Annotated in this window: 16 protein-coding genes and 1 pseudogene; 11 read left to right on the top strand and 6 right to left on the bottom strand. The window is 70.2% G+C overall.

The window, feature by feature from the left end; translation table 11 throughout:
• Positions 1-20: 20 nt before the first annotated feature.
• A complete protein-coding gene (locus tag ACFTE1_RS08200) occupies positions 21-527 on the bottom strand; it encodes a hypothetical protein (protein WP_380617936.1) in 507 nt (168 codons plus the stop codon).
• A 123-nt stretch (positions 528-650) separates the two neighbouring features.
• Between ACFTE1_RS08200 and ACFTE1_RS08195 the strand changes: the two genes are divergently transcribed.
• Complete coding sequence (locus ACFTE1_RS08195) at positions 651-1,538, top strand: SDR family oxidoreductase (RefSeq protein WP_380617935.1); 888 nt, start codon at positions 651-653, stop codon at positions 1,536-1,538.
• Positions 1,539-1,553: 15 nt separating this feature from the next.
• On the opposite strand, the gene ACFTE1_RS08190 is transcribed toward ACFTE1_RS08195, so the two are convergent.
• On the bottom strand, positions 1,554-2,444 hold the full coding sequence (locus ACFTE1_RS08190; RefSeq protein WP_380617934.1) for a hypothetical protein: 891 nt from the start codon (positions 2,442-2,444) through the stop codon (positions 1,554-1,556).
• A gap of 235 nt (positions 2,445-2,679) precedes the next feature.
• Here ACFTE1_RS08190 and ACFTE1_RS08185 point away from each other — a divergent pair, with 235 nt between their 5' ends.
• The 4 genes and pseudogenes from ACFTE1_RS08185 to ACFTE1_RS08170 all read left to right on the top strand — a co-directional run bounded on the left by ACFTE1_RS08185 (position 2,680) and on the right by ACFTE1_RS08170 (position 5,768).
• Positions 2,680-3,771: an AI-2E family transporter gene (locus ACFTE1_RS08185; protein WP_380617933.1), complete on the top strand. Its 1,092-nt coding sequence runs from the start codon at positions 2,680-2,682 to the stop codon at positions 3,769-3,771.
• 81 nt (positions 3,772-3,852) lie between these two features.
• Positions 3,853-4,425: pseudogene (locus tag ACFTE1_RS08180) on the top strand (serine hydrolase); the annotation flags it as partial.
• Between the two features lie 49 nt (positions 4,426-4,474).
• The gene (locus ACFTE1_RS08175; protein WP_380762926.1) at positions 4,475-4,810 is read left to right on the top strand and encodes a serine hydrolase; all 336 of its coding nucleotides are present in this window, start codon (positions 4,475-4,477) and stop codon (positions 4,808-4,810) included.
• Positions 4,811-5,024: 214 nt separating this feature from the next.
• Positions 5,025-5,768: a hypothetical protein gene (locus tag ACFTE1_RS08170; protein ID WP_380617931.1), complete on the top strand. Its 744-nt coding sequence runs from the start codon at positions 5,025-5,027 to the stop codon at positions 5,766-5,768.
• 12 nt (positions 5,769-5,780) lie between these two features.
• Here the strand turns inward: ACFTE1_RS08170 and ACFTE1_RS08165 are convergent, their stop codons facing one another.
• On the bottom strand, positions 5,781-6,452 hold the full coding sequence (locus ACFTE1_RS08165) for a TetR/AcrR family transcriptional regulator (RefSeq protein ID WP_380617930.1): 672 nt from the start codon (positions 6,450-6,452) through the stop codon (positions 5,781-5,783).
• Between the two features lie 99 nt (positions 6,453-6,551).
• On the opposite strand from ACFTE1_RS08165, the gene ACFTE1_RS08160 reads away from it, so the two are divergent.
• The 5 genes from ACFTE1_RS08160 (at position 6,552) to ACFTE1_RS08140 (ending at position 13,186) form a co-directional block, all read left to right on the top strand.
• Positions 6,552-7,280, top strand: a complete 729-nt coding sequence (locus ACFTE1_RS08160) for an NAD(P)-dependent oxidoreductase (protein WP_380617929.1) — start codon at positions 6,552-6,554, stop codon at positions 7,278-7,280.
• A 129-nt stretch (positions 7,281-7,409) separates the two neighbouring features.
• Positions 7,410-8,678, top strand: coding sequence for an ergothioneine biosynthesis protein EgtB (gene egtB / locus ACFTE1_RS08155; protein ID WP_380617928.1), 1,269 nt, complete (start codon positions 7,410-7,412; stop codon positions 8,676-8,678).
• The gene (gene egtD / locus ACFTE1_RS08150) at positions 8,675-9,652 is read left to right on the top strand and encodes an L-histidine N(alpha)-methyltransferase (RefSeq protein ID WP_380617927.1); all 978 of its coding nucleotides are present in this window, start codon (positions 8,675-8,677) and stop codon (positions 9,650-9,652) included. Before egtB ends, egtD begins: the two co-directional genes overlap by 4 nt.
• 64 nt (positions 9,653-9,716) lie before the next feature.
• Complete coding sequence (gene pepN / locus ACFTE1_RS08145; RefSeq protein WP_380617926.1) at positions 9,717-12,143, top strand: aminopeptidase N; 2,427 nt, start codon at positions 9,717-9,719, stop codon at positions 12,141-12,143.
• Between the two features lie 314 nt (positions 12,144-12,457).
• A complete protein-coding gene (locus tag ACFTE1_RS08140) occupies positions 12,458-13,186 on the top strand; it encodes a TipAS antibiotic-recognition domain-containing protein (RefSeq protein ID WP_380617925.1) in 729 nt (242 codons plus the stop codon).
• 164 nt (positions 13,187-13,350) lie between these two features.
• On the opposite strand, the gene ACFTE1_RS08135 is transcribed toward ACFTE1_RS08140, so the two are convergent.
• From ACFTE1_RS08135 to ACFTE1_RS08125, 3 genes are all read right to left on the bottom strand, one after another.
• Entirely contained in the window at positions 13,351-14,175 is an 825-nt protein-coding gene (locus tag ACFTE1_RS08135; protein WP_380617924.1) for a class I SAM-dependent methyltransferase, read from the bottom strand.
• A gap of 258 nt (positions 14,176-14,433) precedes the next feature.
• Positions 14,434-16,218, bottom strand: coding sequence for an ABC transporter ATP-binding protein (locus ACFTE1_RS08130; protein WP_380617923.1), 1,785 nt, complete (start codon positions 16,216-16,218; stop codon positions 14,434-14,436).
• A complete protein-coding gene (locus ACFTE1_RS08125; protein WP_380618066.1) occupies positions 16,218-17,903 on the bottom strand; it encodes an ABC transporter ATP-binding protein/permease in 1,686 nt (561 codons plus the stop codon). Before ACFTE1_RS08125 ends, ACFTE1_RS08130 begins: the two co-directional genes overlap by 1 nt.
• A 153-nt stretch (positions 17,904-18,056) precedes the next feature.
• Between ACFTE1_RS08125 and ACFTE1_RS08120 the strand changes: the two genes are divergently transcribed.
• Positions 18,057-19,133, top strand: coding sequence for a FecCD family ABC transporter permease (locus tag ACFTE1_RS08120; RefSeq protein ID WP_380617922.1), 1,077 nt, complete (start codon positions 18,057-18,059; stop codon positions 19,131-19,133).

Below are 19,133 nucleotides of genomic sequence, written 5' to 3'. Positions count from 1 at the left end.
CCGGCGCCCGGCGGGGAGACTCAGACCGGCTCGAGGGTGTCGGACATGTGCTCCTTCCACGACACTACGAGCGACTTGTCGTAGGGCACTTCGGGGAAGGCGTCCTCCAGGCGCGCCCAGTCACGCGGCGCGGTGTTCCGCTTGACCACCGGGGTGCGGATCAGCTTGCCGTCGGGCCGCTCGACGTAGAGTCCGTCGCGGGTGATGACGAAGCGCTGCCCGTCGGTCAGGCGGCGGTTCTGCAGCGACTGGTGCCCCAGGGCGTTGACCGTGAAGGAGGTCTCGGTGACCGTCGCCCACGCGACGACGCACAGGACGAGGATCCCGGCGAGGCAGGCTCCGGCCAGCACCGAGAGGCCCACCGCGACGGGGAGGACCGTGTCCGGGGCCGAGGCGGTGTCGATGAACGGCAGGGGCGCGAGCGTCAGCGCCAGGAGCGTGGCGGCGACGTAGGCGAGCTTCGCGGGGAGGCGGACTTTCACGGTGAAGTCCTGTGCGGGACCGCGGCCGGCGGCGGAGCTACTCATACGTACAGTGTATCGGTGCGTCCGGCCGCCGTCCCACGAGCGGAGGGCGTTCCCCGCCTCACTCGTAGGACCGCGCCGGCCGATTCCCTCCGGACGGCGCGCCGCCCGGCTAAGGTGTCGGACATGAGCGCGCAGAGGGTATTGGTCGTCGGGGCCACCGGCTACGCCGGCCGGCACATCGTCAGCGAACTGAAGCGGCGCGGGAACCGGGTGCGGGCGCTGGTTCGGGCACGTCCCCGCGCCGAACAGCCGGGGGCGTTCGGCGCGCCGGCGCTCAAGGAACTGGTCGACGAGTGGGTCGCGGCCGACATCGGAAGGGAACGCGAGATACCCGGGCTGTGCGAGGGGGTCGACCGAGTGGTGTCCGCCCTGGGCGTGACGCGGCAGAAGGCCGACCCGTGGACCGTGGACTTCCGGGGCAACCTGCGGGTCCTGGAAGCGGCCGAGAAGTCCGGGGTGCGGTCCTTCCTCTATGTGAACGTCATGCACGCCGACCGGGGGACGTCGCTGCTCATGCGCTCCAAGACCGCCTTCACCGAGGCCCTGCGCCGCAGCCCCGTCGCCTCGCAGATCGTCGACCCCTCGGGGTACTTCTCCGACGCGACGGACTTCCTCTCCATGGCCCGCAGGGGAATCGGTATGCGCCTGGGCAAGGGGCGCACGCGGCTCAATCCGATCCACGGTGCCGACCTGGCCTCCTTCTGCGCCGACCGCATGGAGGAGGGCTCCGGCGAGTGGACCGTCGGCGGCCCGGACGTCTTCACCTACCAGGAGATCAGCGACCTGGCCTTCGCCGTGCTGGACAAGAGGCCCCGGCTCGTCACGATCCCCGGAGGAGCGGCCGGGCCCGTCGTCTGGGTCGCCGACCGCCTGGGGCCGAGGGCGTCCTCGCTGACCCGCTTCTTCGTCGAGGGCCTGCAGACGGACGCCGTCGGCACGCCCGTCGGCACCCGCCACCTGGCCGACCACTACCGGCAGATAGCCGAGCGCTGGGCGGTCGGCGCCCGCTGAGAGCGCCTCCGCGGCTCAGTACAGGGAGCCCGCCCGCAGGACCCGGCCGCTCCACCCGTCGACGACCATCCGGCCGTCCAGGGGCGACTCCAGCGGCAGCGCCACCTCTTCGTAGCGCATCATCATGTCGCAGACGTCCTCCTCGCTCTCGGCGGTGCCGTAGACGATGACGATCTCGCCGGTCTCGGTGACGCTGGGAACCACGTCTCCATCGCAGCTGGAGACGCCGTAGGCGACCGACAGCCCCTTGTCGCCGGCCTCGGCGATATAGGTCGCCGGGACGCTGCCTTCGGGCGGTTCGCCGCCGCCGACCTCCAGCGTCGGCGCCTCGTCCGGTTCGGGGAGATCGACGGCGAGCGCGGTGAAGCCCTTCGCGGCGTCCTCGGCGGTGAAGGTCCAGACCGGGACCTCGGCCGGGCCGTCGTTGGTCCACCGCACGTCGGTCTCCGCGGCGATCTCGGTGATCGTCACCGTCTGGCAGTCGGCGACGGCGGACGCGACGCCTTCCTCACCCTCTTCCTCAGTGCTCGTCGCCTCTTCGCCTTCGTCCGGGCAGGGGTCGGGGGAGTTCACCCCGAACACGAACCGCTCCAGGGAGTCCTCGGCGCCGAGGGCGGGGAAGTCCTCTTCCAGGGACTGTCCCGCGACCGTGGTGTCTCCGTGCTGTCGGGGGAAGTCGATGTCAACGATGTACTCGACGGTTCCCCCTCCGCGGTCGCCGTCGAACCGGTAGGGCGAGTCCATCAGCCGCAGTCCGTCGTCGAGGAGGTCGGACCGCTGTTCCTCCCAGGCCGCGATGACCTTCTCGTCGTGCGGGCCGTAGTCCGCGGGATCGCCGGCGTCGCCGGCCGTTCCGGGCCGGTCGGCGCCGCACCCCGCGGCGGCCAGGCCCGCGAGTGCTATCACAGAAAAATATCGCTTCATGAATACTTAGACGCCGACGGCCGGAATCGAGTTCCCGGCGGGACCGATTCCGCCGCCGCCGTGCGTGCTCGGGCCTCTCGGTCCCCTCATCCTTCGGACGGCGAGTCGGCGGGACGGGCGAAAATCCGCCGTTCGCCCCCGCGCGGCCGAAGGAACCGCCACTGTGGATCCATAGTCGAGCAGTGCCGTGCCGCGTCCGCGGCGAAGGGAGGACGCCGTGTCGAACCGTCCGGAGCCGGATCCCGTCCCCGCGAGGGTGCCTGGAGCGCTCATTGCCGCCGCCCTCGTCATCGTCGTGGCCGGACTCAAGGCGGCCTCCGGGATCGTGGCGCCCATAGCGCTGGCCTTCGTCCTCGTCATCGCCGTCAGCCCCTTGCAGAGAAGCCTCCGCCGCCACGGCTGGCCGACCTGGCTGGGCGTGCCGGTCCTTCTCGTCGCCCTCTACGCCCTCCTCATCTCCTTCGCCGTCGTCGCCGTCGCCTCCGCAGGGCAGCTGGTCTCGCTGCTCCCCCAGTACGAGAGCCAGGCCGACGCCGCGCTAGACTCGCTCCAGGGCCGGTTGTCGGACTTGGGGTTCGACTCCGACTGGGCCTCCCACGCGCTCTCTCAGATCGATCCGGGCCAGATCATCACGGTCGTCACCTCCGTACTGAGCTCCTTGAGCGGCACCCTCACCGGATTCCTCTTCCTCATGGGGCTGCTGCTGTTCACCGCCGTCGACGCCGTGGACTTCCCCGACCGCCTGGACGCCGTCGCACCCGGGCGTTCGGCCATGGTGCGCACCTTGCGCCGCTTCGCCTCCGACACCCGCCGTTATCTCGTCGTCTCCACGGTCTTCGGGCTCGTCGTCGCGGTCGTGGACGGGATCGGGCTGTGGTTCTTCGGAGTCCCTCTGCCGATCCTGTGGGCGCTGCTGGCCTTCGTCACCAACTACATCCCCAACATCGGTTTCGTCATCGGGCTGGCGCCTCCGGCGCTCCTGGCCTTCCTCGAGGGAGGCGCGGGGACCATGCTCGGGGTCATCGCCTTCTACAGCGTCGTGAACTTCGTCCTGCAGTCGGTCGTCCAGCCCAAGGTGGTCGGCGACAGTGTGAACCTCTCGGTCACCCTGACCTTCATCGCCCTCATCTTCTGGACGTGGGTCATCGGCGGCCTGGGGGCCGTTCTCGCGGTGCCGCTCACTCTGCTGGCCAAGGCGCTGCTGGTCGACTCCTCCCCTTCGGCGTCCTGGATCGCCACGCTCATGCGGTCCGGCCCCCCTCGTCCGCGGCGTTCCGCCGATGCGGCGAGTTCCGGTGCGCGGCAGTGAATTCCGCCCCGGACTGTCCTTGATAGAGGCGGCGGTACCGAGTACCCTTTCGGTGGAAATCCACCGCACAGAAAGGCACCCATGCAAAGACGCCATGTATTCACAGTAGGCGCGGGGCTCACCCTGGGCGGCGCCGCAGCGGCCGCCGTTCCCGCCGTGGCCGGGGCCGAACCGGCGCTCAAGCGCCGGCCTGCCGACACCGCCGAGGCCGCCGAGCGGATCGCCGAGGCCTTCGCGACCGAGTCGGCCGCCGCGGGCGGCGAGTGGCAGGCGCGCATCACGCTCCTGGACGACTCCGGGCCGCCGACCGTGGCCGTGGACCGGGACTCCCGGGCCGTCAAGTCGGCCGCCAGCGTCAACAAACTGGGCATCGCCCTGGCCGTGCTCGACAAGATCGACCGCGGGGAGCTGGCGCTGGACGACCGCCTCACCCTCGAACCCGACATCATCCTGGGCGGCAGCGGCTTCTACTTCCACCAGACGGTCTACGGCGACGAGCTCACCGTGGCCAACATCCTGGTGGCCATGCTCATGCCCTCCGACAACACCTCCGTCCGGCTGTGCGGCCTGCTCAGCGACGCCTATGAGATCAACGGGGTGCTGGAGGCCAAGGGGTTCACCGACACACGCGTGATCCCCAACGAGGAGAACCCCAACCGCATGTGGCTGGGGGGACACCACCGCCTACGAGACCAACGACCTCCTGCACCGCCTGGCGGCGGGCGAGCTGCTGTCGGAGGAGAGCACCGGCTTCTTCCTCGGCGTGCTCCGCGGGCTCAGCGGCTACCACGACGGGTTCCGCCGGAGCATGTCCTCGGCGGAGCGGTCGCGCGTGGCCGTGAAGTACGGCGCGTACGCCGCTAATCGCAACGAGTCCGGCGTCGTCTACGACTCCGCCGGAGAGCCCGCGCTCGTCTACTCTCTCATGGCTCAGACAGAGGGCCACGACGACAACTACGGCGCCACGCACCCCGTCGTCGAGGCCCACGCCCGCATGGGCCGCGCCGTCTTCGACATCGTGGACTCTCTGCCCCGGTAGAGGCGCCGTTCCCCTCCCCCGCCCCTTCTGCCCGGGCCTGACCGGTACCGACCGGTCGGGTCCGGCCCGCCCCGCCGCCTCGGAGGTGCGCGTTCGCGCCATTCCCGTGCGGCGCTCGCGCAGGCGCCCTTTCGCTCCGTGATCGTTCGAGCAGATCCGCCCCCATAATGCGAATACTCCTCGCCATAGCTCCCGTCCGGGGGAGACTGGCGCCATGACACGCCTTCGGACCGCGGTCTCGGTACTGCTCCTCGGCCTCCTCGCCGCCTGTGCGGACACCTCCCCTTCCCAGAGCGGGGCGCAGGAGGAAGAGGACGACCGCCGCCACTCCCGGCAGCGCGAGGATCCCGCCGCGTCGGCCTGCCGCTACCTTCTGGACGAGAAGATGCTGAACCTCGGCGCCGACTCCTGGGTCGGACGGCGCGAAACCCTGGACCAGTGGTCGCAGACCATGGCCGACCTGGCCGACTTCGCCTCCGGCTCCGAGGCCGAGTCCGTCGCCCCCGCCGCCGGGGCCGTCGTCGACTTCGTCCGCGCCGGAGAGGGCACCGTCGACGCCTTCGAACTGCACCGTCTCTCCCACGGCCTGTGGACCGCCTGCCAGCGCGACGGCTTCGTCCCCGCCGACGTCGTGGCCCTGCCCTTCCCCTCCGACGTCGAGCTCACCGCCTACTCCGAGGGGCTCAACCGCGTCGAGGGAGAGGGGATCACCCCCGACGCCTGGCTCGTCATCGGCCTCGACGTGTGCCAGAGGATCGTCGACGAGCACAACTCCTCCGGCGAGGTCCCGACGGTCGCCTGGGTCCTCGACCAGGTCGACGACGTCGGGCGGGACCACGGCATCGCGTCGCTCGACGCCGCCTCGGCGGCCGGCGGGGCCATGGGGTCCCTCTGCTCGGACTACGGCGTGATCCTCGAGGGCGACTCCGGCGGTATGACGGCGTCGTCCCCGCGGTGAGCCCCGGGGCCGCTACCAGTCGTCCCGGTGCCGTTCCAGCCCTTCGAGGACGAGGTCGAAGCCCACCGCGAACTCCGCCGCGAAGTCGGGCCCCGACGCGAAGGCCCGGTCGGCCACCATCTCACGGAGGTGCGGGTACTCCTCGGCCGAGAGTCCGTCCAGGATCGACTCCCCCACGTCCTCCAGTTCGCCCGGTCCGGACGGCAGTGCCGCCTCTTGCAGGACGAACCCGTAGACGTAGCCGTCCATGATCAGGGCCGCACGGGCCGCCCCCGCGATCGAAAAGCCCCCCTCCCTCAGGCCGCCGATCACCGCCTCGTGGTGGCGCAGCGTCGCGCGGCCGGGGTTCTTGCGGGAGTCCATCAGGCCGACCGCCCACGGGTGGCGGTTCAGCGCGTCCCGCATCGAGCCCGCCCGGGCGCGCATGCCCGTCCTCCAGTCGACGCCCGGCCGCGGCAGTTCGACCTCCCCGAACACGGAGTCGACCATGCCGTCGAGGATCAGGTCCTTGCTGCGGAAGTGGTGGTACAGCGACATGGCCTCTATGCCGAGGCGGGCGGCCAGCTTGCGCATGCTCGGCACCCCGGACCCCGCCTCGTCGGCCAGCGCGACCGCCGCTTCCAGGACCTTCTCCCTGCTGACCGTTCTCCGCCCGCCTCCGGGCCCCGTCTGCCTCTCCGCCACGGACTCCTCCTCGTTCTCCTCCGACGACTTGACAATCTTACACCGTAAGGGTAAACCTTACAGTGTAAGCCATCCCTCCTCCGGAAAGGACCTCCGATCATGAACACCGATCGAACCGACCGACCCCCCGCGGCCAAGAAGGTCTGCGTCATCGGCGCCTCCGGGAAGCTCGGGCGCCACATGGTCCGCCACGCCCTGGAGCGCGGGCACGAAGTGGTGGGAGTCTGCCGCCCCAAGAGCGTTCCCAAACTCGCCGAGTTCGAAGGGCGCATCACCGTCATGCCCGGGGCCACCGACGACCGAGCCGTCATCGAGGAGGCCGTCCGAGGCTGCGACGCCGTCCTCACCGTCCTGGTGCCCTGGGGAACGCACCACTACGCCACCAACACCGCCCGGGCCGTCCTCGACTTCGCCCCTCCGAAGGCCCGCCTCGTCTTCTCCTGCGGATGGCACATCTCCCGCGACGGCAAGGACGTCTACACCCGGAAGGCCAAGATCCAGGAGGCCGTCCTCGGGCGTCTGGCCAAGCTCCTGCGGGTCGTGGACCTCGACGACCAGATCGAGGCCTGCCGCCGCGTCTTCGACAGCGACACCGACTGGACCGTCGTGCGCGGCAGCGACCTGAAGGAGGGGGAGAGCCAGGGACTGCCCGTGTGGGCCAGGCACGTCGGCGACCCCGTCCTCGACAGCAACCTGACCCACCGGGTGGACTACGCCCTCTTCATGGTCGAGGCGGTCGAGAACGACGCGCTCATCCGGGAGGCGCCGGCCATCGTCGGAAGGCTGACCCCGTCGGCTCTCGCCCATGCGGAGGACCGAGGCCGCTGACCGGGCCCGCCCGTCCGAACGCGTCGCCGCGCCCATGCGGTTGACGCGCGCTCCGCCCTTAGGAACAATGATGAGCCGCGTCCCCGCCGCTCGGCGGGCCGTCCGCACCCGGGGAAAGGTGGCACGTCCATGGGAACTCACGGTGAAACGCGTCCCGACGCGCTCGGCCGGCGCTACGACGAGGTGCGGTCCTACACGGAGCGCCTGGCCGCAAAGCTGTCGCCGGAGGACCAGACTGTCCAGTCGATGCCGGACACCTCCCCCACCAAATGGCATCGCGCCCACGTCACGTGGTTCTTCGAGACGTTCGCGCTCGCGCCCGCCGAAAGGGACTTCGCCCCCTACCAGGACGACTACTGGTTCCTTTTCAACAGCTATTACGAAGCCGTCGGCCCACGCCACGCACGCCCCATGCGCGGCGTCATCAGCCGTCCCGGCGCCGACGAGGTGGGCCGCTACCGGGCCGTCGTCGACAAAAGGATGCGGGAGGCGCTCGCGGACGAGGAGGCCCTGGCCAAGACGGCCGGCATCGTCGAGATCGGCCTCCACCACGAACAACAGCACCAGGAACTGCTGCTCATGGACATCAAACACGTCCTCTCGCTCAATCCCCTCCGCCCTGTCTACGACGGCGTCCGCCCGCCGCGAGGGGCGCCCGGAGGCGTGGGCTGGAAGGAGTACGAGGGCGGACTGGTGGAGATCGGGCACGAAGGCGACGGTTTCGCCTTCGACAACGAACTGCCCCGGCACCGTCAGTGGCTGGAGCCGTACCGGCTGGCAGACCGGCTCGTCACCAACGGCGAATGGCAGGAGTTCATGGCCGACGGCGGCTACCGGCGGCCCGAACTGTGGCTCTCCGACGGCTGGGCCCATGTCACCGGAGAAGGCCGACGCGGTCCCCTCTACTGGACCGAGGTCGACGGCACCTGGTACGAGCACACGCTGCACGGCACCTTCCCAGTCGACCCCGACCTCCCGGTGTGCCACGTGAGCCACTACGAGGCCAACGCCTACGCCTCATGGGCCGGCAAGAGGCTCCCCACCGAGGCCGAGTGGGAGCACGCCGCCTCGCTGGAGCCCGTAGGACCGGCCAACCTAGCCGACACCGAGTCCTTCCACCCGCACGCCGCGAGCGGACCCGACGGGAGCCTGCGGCAGCTGTTCGGTGACTGCTGGGAGTGGACGACCTCGGCCTACCTCCCCTACCCTGGATTCCGCGCCGCCGAGGGCGCCATCGGCGAGTACAACGGCAAGTTCATGTCCGGCCAGATGGTGCTGCGCGGCGGATGCGCGCTCACGCCGCCGGGCCATGCCCGCGCGTCGTACCGGAACTTCTTCCCCGCCGGCGCCCGCTGGCCGATGACCGGGGTCCGTCTCGCCGATGGAGGAGCCTCATGAATTCCCTCCCCCTGCCGCACAACCGCATCGAGGTCCTCCTCCGACCCGGCGCCCTGCGCGAGGGTCTGATCCGAGACGTCGCCTCCGGCTTCGGCGCCTCCCCCAAACGGCTGCCGCCGAAGTACTTCTACGACGACCGCGGCAGCGGCCTGTTCGAGGACGTCACCCGCCTGCCCGAGTACTACCTCACCCGCGCCGAACGGGCACTGCTCGAAGCGCACGCCTCCGAGATCGCCCAAGCCGCGGACGCACGGGTACTGCTCGAGCTCGGTTCCGGCTCCAGCGCCAAGACCCGCCTGCTCCTCGACGCCATGGCCGTCGACGGGCTCGCCGCCTACGTTCCCGTCGACGTGAGCGAAGGAGCTCTGCAAGGCGCCCTGGCCGACCTCGCCGCCGACTATCCCGCACTGCCCACGCACGGCGTCGTCGCCGACTTCGAAGACCGCCTCGTCGACCTCCCCTCCCCCGGCCGCCGCCTCTTCGCCTTCCTCGGCAGCACGATCGGCAACTTCGCGCCCCCGGAACGGGCCGACTTCCTAGACCGCCTCGCCGATGCGATGGCACCCGGCGAGACGCTCCTCCTCGGCACGGACCTGGTCAAGGACCCCGCCCGCCTCGTCCGCGCCTACGACGACGCCGCCGGCGTCACCGCGGAGTTCAACCTGAACGTGATCCACGTGTTGAACCGCGAGCTGGACGGCGACCTCGACCCCGGCGACTTCCGGCACCGCGCCGTCTGGGACGCCGACCGGGAGTGGATGGAGATGAGCCTGCGAGCGCTCCGACCCGTCTCCGCACGCCTCCAGGCGATCGGCCTCGATGTCGAGTTCGCCGAAGGAGAGGAGGTGCGCACCGAGATCTCGGCGAAATTCCGGAAGGACCGCGTCACCACCGAGCTGAAAGAGGCGGGCCTCGAACTCGAAGCCTGGTGGACCGACGGCGACTTCGCCCTGTCGCTCGCCCGCCGCGTCTGACCGGCGTGCGCCCTCCCGTCCGGGATCGGGCCGCCACGGGAGCCGATGCGATAATGAACCCACCATGACTGCATTGCGACGCGAAGAGGCCGAAGCGCGAGCTCGGGCGCTCTACATCGACCTGTACACCGTTCACCTCGACCTCACCCGCGGACACCGGACCTTCGGATCGCGGACGTCGATCGAGTTCCGGGCCCGGGAAGACGTGGAGACGTTCCTGGAGATCGATCCCGTCTCCCTCGAATCCCTCGCCCTGGACGGCACGGAGCTCGACACCTCCCTCCTGGCGGGCAACCGCTTCCCCCTGACGCTCCCCGCCGGGCCGCACCGCCTCGACATCGCGGCGACCATGCCGTTCTCGGACTCCGGCGAAGGCCTCCACCTCTACACCGACCCGGTCGACGACCGCACCTACGTCTACACGATGTCGTTCCTCGACAACGCGCAGAAGATCTTCGCCTGCTTCGACCAGCCGGACCTCAAGGCCGCCTTCGACCTGACCGCCGATCTCCCGGAAACGTGGAAGGGCCTGGCCAACGGAGTGCCGTCGATTACCAATGGTTCGACCTTCGGTTTCGCCACCACGCCCCGCATCAGCCCCTACCTTTTCGCCTTCGCCGCCGGCCCCTGGCACTCCGTCACCGCCGAGCACGCCGGCCTTCCCTTCGGCCTGCACTGCCGCCGCTCCCTCGCCGAGCACCTCGACGCGGAGGACCTCTTCGCCCACACCTTCGACTGCTACGACGGCTACGCCGAACTGTTCGACGAGCCCTACCCCTTCGACTCCTACGACCAGGTGTTCGCCCCCGACTTCAACCACGGGGCCATGGAGAATCCGGGAATGGTGGTGTTCCGCGAGTCCATGGTCTTCCGCGACGAGCCGACCGAGTCGGAGCGGCGCGCCCGCAACATCACCGTCGCCCACGAGATGGCCCACATGTGGTTCGGCGACCTCGTCACCATGCGCTGGTGGGACGACCTGTGGCTCAACGAGTCGTTCGCCGACTTCATCTCCTACCGCCTCAACGACGACTGGACCGACTTCACCGTCAAGCGCGTCCCCTGGGGCACCGACTCCGACCAGTACCGGTCGACCCACCCGGTGGTCCCGCCGAGCGTCGAGGACTCGGCCCGGGCCTTCGCCAATTTCGACGGCATCTCCTATGCCAAGGGCGCCACCTGCCTGCGCCAGCTTTCCACGCGGCTGGGCGAGGAGGCGTTCTTCGCCGGCGTGAACGCCCACCTGACCAGGCACCGCTTCGCCAATGCCACCCTGGAGGACTTCCTGCGGTCCCTCGACGAGCACACCGACCAGGACGTGCGCGCCTGGGCCGGGGAGTGGCTGCGGACCACCGGAGTGGACACCGTCTCGGTGCGCAAGAGCGCGAGCTCGGAAACCTCCGAGATAGTCAGCGAGAAGGACCACCGCCTCGCGATCGCCCATTTCGTGCCCTCGCCCGACTCCCGGCCCTCGGACGGCCGTACTCCCCTGGTCCTCGAGCGCAGCGACGACGTCGGCACCCGCGATCTGGAGGGAGGCCACCACCGGTGGAAGCCGCTGGTGCTGCCCGACCACAAGTGCCAGACCTACGCCAAGATCCGCCCCGACGGCGACAGCCTGCGCCTGGCGAAGGAGCGACTGAGCGATGTAGACGACGGACTCTCCCGCGCGGTGCTGTGGCGTATTTTCCGCGACCTGGTCCGCGACGGCGAGTTCTCTCCCCGGGACTACATCTCCATGGCCGCCGCCCACTTGCCCGGCGAGGACCCCATAGTCGCCGAGTCGGTACTGGCGAACGCCCGGCGCGTGGTGGCCGACCTCTACCTTCGGGGCTCCGACAGGGAGGAGGCGCTCGACGCGCTCGCCAGCGTCAGCCGCTCCCTCCTCGAGGACAAGAACCTGTACCTCCCGGCACTGCGAACGCTCATCGACTGCTCGACCGACTCGTTCCCCTCCGTTCCCGCCGACAACCACGACCTGGCGTGGCGCGTCCTCCTGAGGCGCTGCGTCCTGGGACAGGCGGCGCCGCGCGACATCGACGAACGGGAACGGGCCGACTTCTCCAAGTCCGGAACCGAGTGGGCCGCCAAGTGCCGTGCGGCCCTGCCCGATCCGGCCGCCAAGGAGGCCGCGTGGAAAACGATGTTCCACAGCGGTGCGACCCCCTACCTCGTCGCCGCCGTCGGCCAGGGGTTCTGGCAGCCCGAACAGCGCGAACTCGTCTCCGGATTCGAGGAGCGGTGGCTCGACGAAGCCTCCAACGTGAAGGGGACGGCCATGGCCATGACTCTGGCCCGCCAGGCCTTCCCCCTGAACACCGCAGGGAAGTCCATGGTGGACAGGACCGGGGCATGGCTGGCCCGTCCCGACCTCAACCCCTCTCTGCGGCGGGGAGTCTCGGACAAGCTCGACGAGCTCGAGCGCGCCGTGGCCGTCCGCGGCGGCGAGAGTCGGGGTACGGATTCGAGCGGTTCCGCCACCCCGCGATAAGAAGGCGGGACGGCAAGCCCTCGGCGGCGGGCCGGTTCTCCGCGACCATCGGCGAGGGGCCCGCTGCCTACGGCAGCGGGCCCCTATGTTCGTCATAGGCTACGGCCGCGCTCTTCGCGGGTAAGCGTCGGCCGTTCTCCCGTCCGCTCGAGCGCCCTCCACCGCACTCCATGTCGATGCGCCGCCCGGAAAGTCAAGCGCTCGGGGAACCCAATCGGAGCGGCGACCGCGCGGTCCGGCGAGATTCCCGGAAATCCGTCTTGCCTCTGACGTGGCGTCAGCGTGCAAGCTGGTGGAGAAAAGTAGGAGGCGCCATGAGGGCATTGACGATTTCGGAGGCGTCCGAGCTTCTCGGGCTCACCGTTCGCACGATTCGGTACTGGGAGGCCGAGGGCGTCTATACGGCGCCCCGGACGCGGTCGGGGCAGAGATACTACACGCCCGAGGTGCTGGACGTCGTTCGCGACGCGATCGAACTGAAGAGCTGGGGACTGAGCACCGTCGACGTGCGAAGGACCCTCTCGGGCAACATATCGCGGGCTGAAGCGCTCGAACTGGCCTGGGAAACGCTCTCCTCCGACGAGCACAGGCTCACAGCCCGGAGGCGCCTCCTCGAAGAAGCGAAGAAAGGAGCCTCCATGGCCGAGGTGGAACCGCATCAGCGTGAAGAATGGGACCAGGAAGCGCGCCGCCGCTACGGCGACGAGGCGGTCGACGCGGGAAACGCGCGGTGGAACAGGCTCAGCGACGAGCAGAAGGCGCACTACCACGAGGAATGGAAGTACATCACGACAAGGGCGGCCGAACTGAGGAGGGGAACAGGCGGTTCCTCCGAAGACAGGCGCGAACTCACGGAGCGATTCGTCCGGTTCCTCAGTCTCGTCATGCCGGTGTCGCGCGAGTACGTCGTCGGCCTGACTCAGATGTACGAGCTCGACACCCGCTTCGGCTCGCATTTCGACGACCATGAGCCCGGGACGACCAAGCTGTTCCAGGAGATCGTCGCGGAGAACGTGGACGCTGCAATGGAGTCGGGACTCTGACGTCCGAAGGCCCCACAGCGCGTTCCCACTAATCGGGACCGCTTGAGCCGGTCGAAGAACCGGTCAGGCGGTCCCGTCGACTACGACGGTCCGCGCCACAGATCGGGTGCCTGATCCGGCCCGGCGCGATGTAACGATGGCGGAACTCGCGGACGGAGCCGGATTCACGCGTCGTGGCGGAAGGCCGTGACCGCGACTGTCGTATACCGGACGGTGAAAGCGCCTCCCGCCCGGTCGATCACGTCTCCAACCGCTTCCAGCAACCGGTCGAGTCTCGACTTCGGAAGTCTGGTGTAGATCCCGCCGGTCGGCAGTTGATCGAGCCACTCGTCCCGGGTGTACTCGCGGTCCCACGTGGTCCGCCACTCCGCCGGATCGGTGAAACGGCCCGAATCCCGAATGCCTTCCGCCGCGCTGTCGAACATGGGCCGGTAGCCCTCCATCGCGGTCTTTTCGGGTCCCGCCTTCTCGAGCATCGCGGCCGTCTCCGGCGGCGTCGCCCGGCGGCTCGCTTCAGCGAAGGCCCTGCTCAGATCGGGCGGCGGCTGCGCGACGTTCCACACGGCCGCCAGGATACCGCCCTGACGCAGTAGCCGCGCCGCCTTCGCCGCTCCCGCGCCCGGGTCGATCCAGTGCCAGGTCTGGGCGGCGACCACGGCGTCGAAGTCGCGGCCGTCGGACTCCCATTCCTCGAATCTCGACACTTCGACTTCGAGGCCCTTCCTTCTGGCGACATCGGCCATGCGGTCGTCCACGTCCAGGCCGAGCACACGACAGCCGGCCTCCTGGAGTCCGCGCGACGATATGCCGGTCCCGCAACCGACGTCGAGGAAGTCGCGGCCGGGTGCCGCGGCGATGACGCGGTCGATCATCTCGACCGGGTAGCCGGGCCGGGTTCGGTCGTAACGCGCGGCGTCGACGCCGAAGGACTCGGCGGCCTCGCGCGCTTTGTGAGGCTCGGGAGGCTGATTCGGTGAGGCGGTGGTCATCTGCCCACTCTAAACCGGCGAGCGCCCGGTCGTCTCCGTAGCGGCGGCGCACCTCCATCTCTCGTCCACCGGCCTGCACGCCGGCGCCACGTCAGAGGCGAGACCCGTCCACGGAAAGCCCGTCGGCCCGTGCCGTCAGCTCTGTCGCCGGGCCACTGAACAGGTAATGCAATTCTCTCCGCGAATATCGAGCACGACGGGTCGTTGAGGCCGGCGGCGATCTCCTCTCCTTCTTCCGCGTTCGTTCCGCCCATTCGGTCAGACGACGGTGGACAGGTCGCCGGTGTCCTCGGCTCCGGCGAGCAGTCGCCGGTAGTCCTCGTTCCCCTCCACCAGGTCCCGGTGGGTTCCGGTGGCGGCTATGGCACCGTCCTTCAGGAAGAGGACCCGGTCGGCGCGTCGGATGGTGCTGACGCGGTGAGCGATGACGAGCGTGGTGCGGCCCCTCATCGCTTCGGCGACTGCTTCGGTCATTTCTTTCTCTCCGATGGCGTCTAGGTGGGCGGCGGCCTCGTCGAGGATGAGGACGTCCGGCTCGCGCAGGAGGGCCTGCGCGATGGAGAGGCGCTGGCGCTGGCCTCCCGAGAGCGAGGCGCCGTTCTCGCCCACCGCCGTGTCCAGGCCTTCGGGGAGGTCGGCGACGGTGTCGGCCAGGCGGGCCCGGTCGAGGGCGCGCCTGACCTCGGCCGCGCTCGCGTCGGGGCGCGCCAAGAGGAGGTTGGAGCGGAGCGTTCCGCGGAACACGTACGGGTTCTGGGAAACGAGTCCGACTCGGCGGCGCAGGGCTTCCGCGCCCAGGTCCTTGAGGTCGTCTCCTCCGAGGAGGACGCGTCCTTCCACGGGGTCCCAGAAGCGGACGAGGAGGTGCGCGGCGGTGGTCTTTCCCGCTCCGGAGGCGCCGACGAGCGCGACGTGCTCCCCCGGCCGCACGGTGAAGTCGAGTCTTCTCAGGACCGGAATGGCATCCTCGTACTGGAACGACACGTTCTCGAACCGGATACCGGCGTCCCCATTCGGATCGACCGAGTCCCGCGGATCCGCCGTGTTCGCGGGCGCGTCGACCACACCGAGCACGCGGGCCGCCGCCGCGGACATCTCCCCCAGGCGCTGGAACATGGGCAGGACCGAGGCGGCCGGGGCGAACGCGGCGGCGAGGAGGACCATGCCGGCCGGGAAGAGAGCGGCGGGAACGTCCCCCGAGCGGACGGCGGCCGCGAGTACCAGGGCGAAGGCCACCATGGAGGCTGCCGCGACGAATTCGGCGGCGGCCGCCTCCGCTCCGGCGCGGAGGGCGAAGGCGCGTTTGCGCCGCTGGATGCGGGCGGTGGCGTCCAGGATGCGGCCGCGCTGGCGGTCTTCGAGGCCGAGCGAGAGCATCTCGCGAAGACCTTCGGCCCCTTCGAGGGATACCGCCTTCAACTCGCCGATCTCGTCGCGCACGGCTTTCCCTTGGCGGGCCTGGACCGGTCCGGCGAGCCACGGGACGGCCAGGAGGAGCACTACTCCGGCGAGCGCGATGAGGCCCGACGGCGGATGCAGGGCGATCAGCGCGCCCGTCACCGCCAGCGGGACGGCCACGGCGTTCATCGCGGCGCCCACAGTATGGGCGTAGAACCACTCGAGGCTCTCGATGTCGGCCATGGTGGCTCCGGCGACCTCGCCGGCGCGGCGGCGGCGCATCCCGTTCGGGGTGAGTCGCTCGATGGCGTCGTGGAGCCGCAATCGCAGGCCGTCCAGGACCTTGTAGGCGAGGACGTGGGCGAGCCAGGACTCGATCCAGACGAACACTCCGTGGGCGATGAGGGCGATGCCCAGGCCTCCCAGGAGGATCCAGGCGAGGTCGACGCCGTCGGGGCCGGTGGCGGCAGTGGCGGCCGCGTAGGCGCTCAGGGCCGCTGCCGCGGCGGCGGCGAGCTGGAACGCCGTCATGCTGAGGGTGGAGCGGATGAACATGGGGCGGTGTCCGTCCAGAGCGCCCAGCAGGCGAAGGACGGGGCGCAGCAGCTGCGCGCTGGTTCCGGGGGTTTCGGCGGGGGCGGTCATCAGAGCGTCACCTCGGTGGTCTGGGCTCGGTGCAGGCGGGAGAAGAGGCCGTCGGCGGCGACGAGGTCGTCCCAGGTGCCCTCTTCGGCGAGGGTTCCCTCGTCGAGGACGAGGATGCGGTCGGCGTGGCGGACGGCGGAGAGGCGGTGGGCGATCATGACGGTGGTGACGGGCTCGCCGCTGGCGGTGGAGAGGCCGGTGAGACGGTCGAACACTTCGGCCTCGCGGCGGGCGTCGAGGGCGCTGGAGGCCTCGTCCAGGACCAGGACCGTTGCGTTCTTGAGGAGCGCGCGGGCGATGGCGAGGCGCTGGCGCTGCCCGCCGGACAGCAGTGCTCCGCTGTCTCCGACGGGGGTGTCCAGTCCGCCGCGGCGTGTATCGTCCAGTTCAGACGCTCCGGCGGTGTCCAGTGCACGGCGCAGCTCCTCGTCGGCGGCGTCGGGCGCGACGAGGCGGAGGTTGTCGCGGACGCTGCCGGCGAACAGCAGCGGTGTCTGGGATACCAGGGCTATCTCGCCGGTGCAGTCGTCCCGCGTCAGGTCCTCGGTGGGGACGCCGTTCAGCAGCAGGCGCCCCCTGCTGGGCAGTCCGAGCCGCAGCAGCAGCGCCGCCAGTGTGGACTTCCCGGAGCCCGAGGGGCCCACGATGGCCGTGGACGAGCCCTTTTCCATGCGGAAGTCGACGTCCTTCAGGGCGTACGCCTCGCTGCCGGGGTAGCGGAAGGCGAGTCCGTCCGCCTCTATCGCGGGGCCTCCGTCGTTCGCGGTCTTCGCCTGGCGTTCCGGCTGCGGTACCGGCTCCGCCTCCAGGGCCTCCAGCACCCGCCTGCCGGCGGACACTCCCATGTACCCGGCGTGCCAGTGGTTCGACAGCTCCTTGAACGGCCGGAAGGCCTCGAAGGACAGCAGGACCACCAGGAACAGGTCCACCGGGTCCAGGGCGCCCGACTGGACGCGCGCTATGCCGGTCGCCAGGGCGATCGCCGGTCCCGCCACGAGGAACAGGGCGGTGATGCCCGATTCGAGGAGCGATACCCGCAACTGTCCCAGGGTCGCCGAGAGGAGTCCGCGCGAGGTCTCCCGAAAGGCGTCTCGCCGCCGCCGGGCCGCGCCCAGCAGCTTGAGGGTCTCCATGCCCCGCAGTGAGTCCACCACGTCGGCGTTGAGGTCCTCGTAGGCCTGCCAGTGCGACGCGCCCCTGTCGGCGAGGATCCTGTCCCACAGGCGCGGAACCAGCGGAACGGCGAGCGCGACGGTGCCGGTGACCGCGCCGACGACGGGGTCGATGAGCACCAGGAGGACCACGACCGCCGCGGATGTCAGGGCGGTGACCGCCGTTTGGGGGATGTAGCGGGCGAAATAGGGCTCCAGGTTCTCCACGCCGTCGGTCTCCAGCGACTGGCGGTGTCCCGCGCGGTCGCCGGCCCGGGCCAGGATTCCGGCGTCGGACTGGGCCCGGAACAGCCTCTCGCGCAGGGACGTCTTCATTCGTCCGGCGGCGAAGTGGACGGTGGTCTCTCGGGCGAAGTTGAGCACCGGGCGGGCGCCGAGTGCCGCGGCTAGGGCGCCGAACCAGGGCGCCAGGTCCGCCGGGGACAGCCCCGTCAGCACTCCGGCGAAGATCTGCGCGGTGGCGTAGGCCTGGCCCATGGCGGCGGCGCTCAGGGCGAGCCCGAGGGCGATCACTGCTGCCAATGGGGTGAAGGCGCTGCGCGCCAGGGAAAGAAGTCGGATATGAATCATCGGTTCGCGGCTCCGGGGTGGTCGGTGCGTCGGGTTCGCGACCGATGGTAACCTATTGAAAATGAAAGTCAATAGCATTAGATCGGGGCTCCGCCCATGACCGCCACCGCCGAACGCGCCCGAGCCGAGGCCGCCGATCTACCGCGAAGACGACGGCGCCCCGTCCTCTTTCTGGCGGCCCTCGCCGCCGCGCTCTCCGCCTCCCTGCCCGTCGCCACCGGGCTGGGACCGGTGTCCGTCCCCGCCGAGACGGTGACGAGGATCATCGCCAACGGGCTCTTCGGATTCGGCGAAGCCGACTGGGCCCCGTCGGCGGAGAACATCGTCTGGAAGCTGCGCGTCCCCCGCGTCCTCCTCGGGGCCTTCGTCGGAGCGGCGCTGTCCCTGGCCGGGGCCGCCGTTCAAGCGCTCGCGCGCAACCCTCTCGCCGACCCCTACCTCCTCGGGATCTCCTCCGGCGCCTCCGCCGGAGCCGCCGCCGCGCTGCTCTTCGGATTCGGTTCGGGAGCGGGAGTCTTCGCACTCACCGGCAGCGCCTTCCTCGGCGCGGTCACGGCCGTCGCCCTCGTCTTCGCCGCCGCGCGGGCGCGGGGTCCCCTCGACGGAGGCCGTCTCGTCTTCGCCGGCATCGCCGTCGGGTTCGCCCTGACCGCCCTGACCAACTTCCTCGTCTTCACCTCCGATTCCCGCGACGGTGCCCGGGCCGTCCTCTTCTGGACGCTCGGATCGCTCACTCGCGCCCGGTGGGAGTCGGTGCCCATCGCCGCCATTGCCGCGGCCGGCGCGTTGGCCGTCCTGTTCCTCTGGGCCCGGAAGCTCGACGCGATCGCCATCGGCGACGAGACCGCTCTCAGCCTTGGCACCGACCCCTCCCGCTTCCGCGCCGCGGCCGCCCTCGTGATCGCCCTGGCAGTCGCCGCCGCGGTGGCGGTCTCCGGTGCGATCGGCTTCGTCGGCCTCGTCGTCCCCCACCTGGCGCGCCGCGTCGTGGGATCCGCCCACCGCCTCGTCCTGCCCGCCTCCGCCCTCCTCGGCGCGCTGCTCATCGTATGGGCCGACGCCCTGGCCCGCACCGCCTTCGCCCCTCGCGAACTCCCCCTCGGAGTCCTCACCGCCATGCTCGGAACACCTCTGCTCATCGTCCTCGTCCGGCGCCTCCACCGGAACGCCTGA

This window comes from Salininema proteolyticum, from assembly GCF_042685645.1.
GTDB lineage: Bacteria > Actinomycetota > Actinomycetes > Mycobacteriales > Micromonosporaceae > Salininema > Salininema proteolyticum.
The sequence above is the reverse complement of the archived record's forward strand: the minus strand, read 5'-3'. Positions and strand labels throughout refer to the sequence as shown.

What these genes read in the sequence shown, in the direction of transcription:
- ACFTE1_RS08130 (WP_380617923.1), bottom strand. Translation starts at nt 16,218, where the DNA reads ATGACCGCCCCCGCCGAAACCCCCGGAACCAGCGCGCAGCTGCTGCGC.
- ACFTE1_RS08200 (WP_380617936.1), bottom strand. Translation starts at nt 527, where the DNA reads ATGAGTAGCTCCGCCGCCGGCCGCGGTCCCGCACAGGACTTCACCGTG.
- ACFTE1_RS08135 (WP_380617924.1), bottom strand. Translation starts at nt 14,175, where the DNA reads ATGACCACCGCCTCACCGAATCAGCCTCCCGAGCCTCACAAAGCGCGC.
- ACFTE1_RS08120 (WP_380617922.1), top strand. Translation starts at nt 18,057, where the DNA reads ATGACCGCCACCGCCGAACGCGCCCGAGCCGAGGCCGCCGATCTACCG.
- ACFTE1_RS08195 (WP_380617935.1), top strand. Translation starts at nt 651, where the DNA reads ATGAGCGCGCAGAGGGTATTGGTCGTCGGGGCCACCGGCTACGCCGGC.
- ACFTE1_RS08140 (WP_380617925.1), top strand. Translation starts at nt 12,458, where the DNA reads ATGAGGGCATTGACGATTTCGGAGGCGTCCGAGCTTCTCGGGCTCACC.
- egtD (WP_380617927.1), top strand. Translation starts at nt 8,675, where the DNA reads ATGAATTCCCTCCCCCTGCCGCACAACCGCATCGAGGTCCTCCTCCGA.
- pepN (WP_380617926.1), top strand. Translation starts at nt 9,717, where the DNA reads ATGACTGCATTGCGACGCGAAGAGGCCGAAGCGCGAGCTCGGGCGCTC.
- ACFTE1_RS08160 (WP_380617929.1), top strand. Translation starts at nt 6,552, where the DNA reads ATGAACACCGATCGAACCGACCGACCCCCCGCGGCCAAGAAGGTCTGC.
- egtB (WP_380617928.1), top strand. Translation starts at nt 7,410, where the DNA reads ATGGGAACTCACGGTGAAACGCGTCCCGACGCGCTCGGCCGGCGCTAC.
- ACFTE1_RS08170 (WP_380617931.1), top strand. Translation starts at nt 5,025, where the DNA reads ATGACACGCCTTCGGACCGCGGTCTCGGTACTGCTCCTCGGCCTCCTC.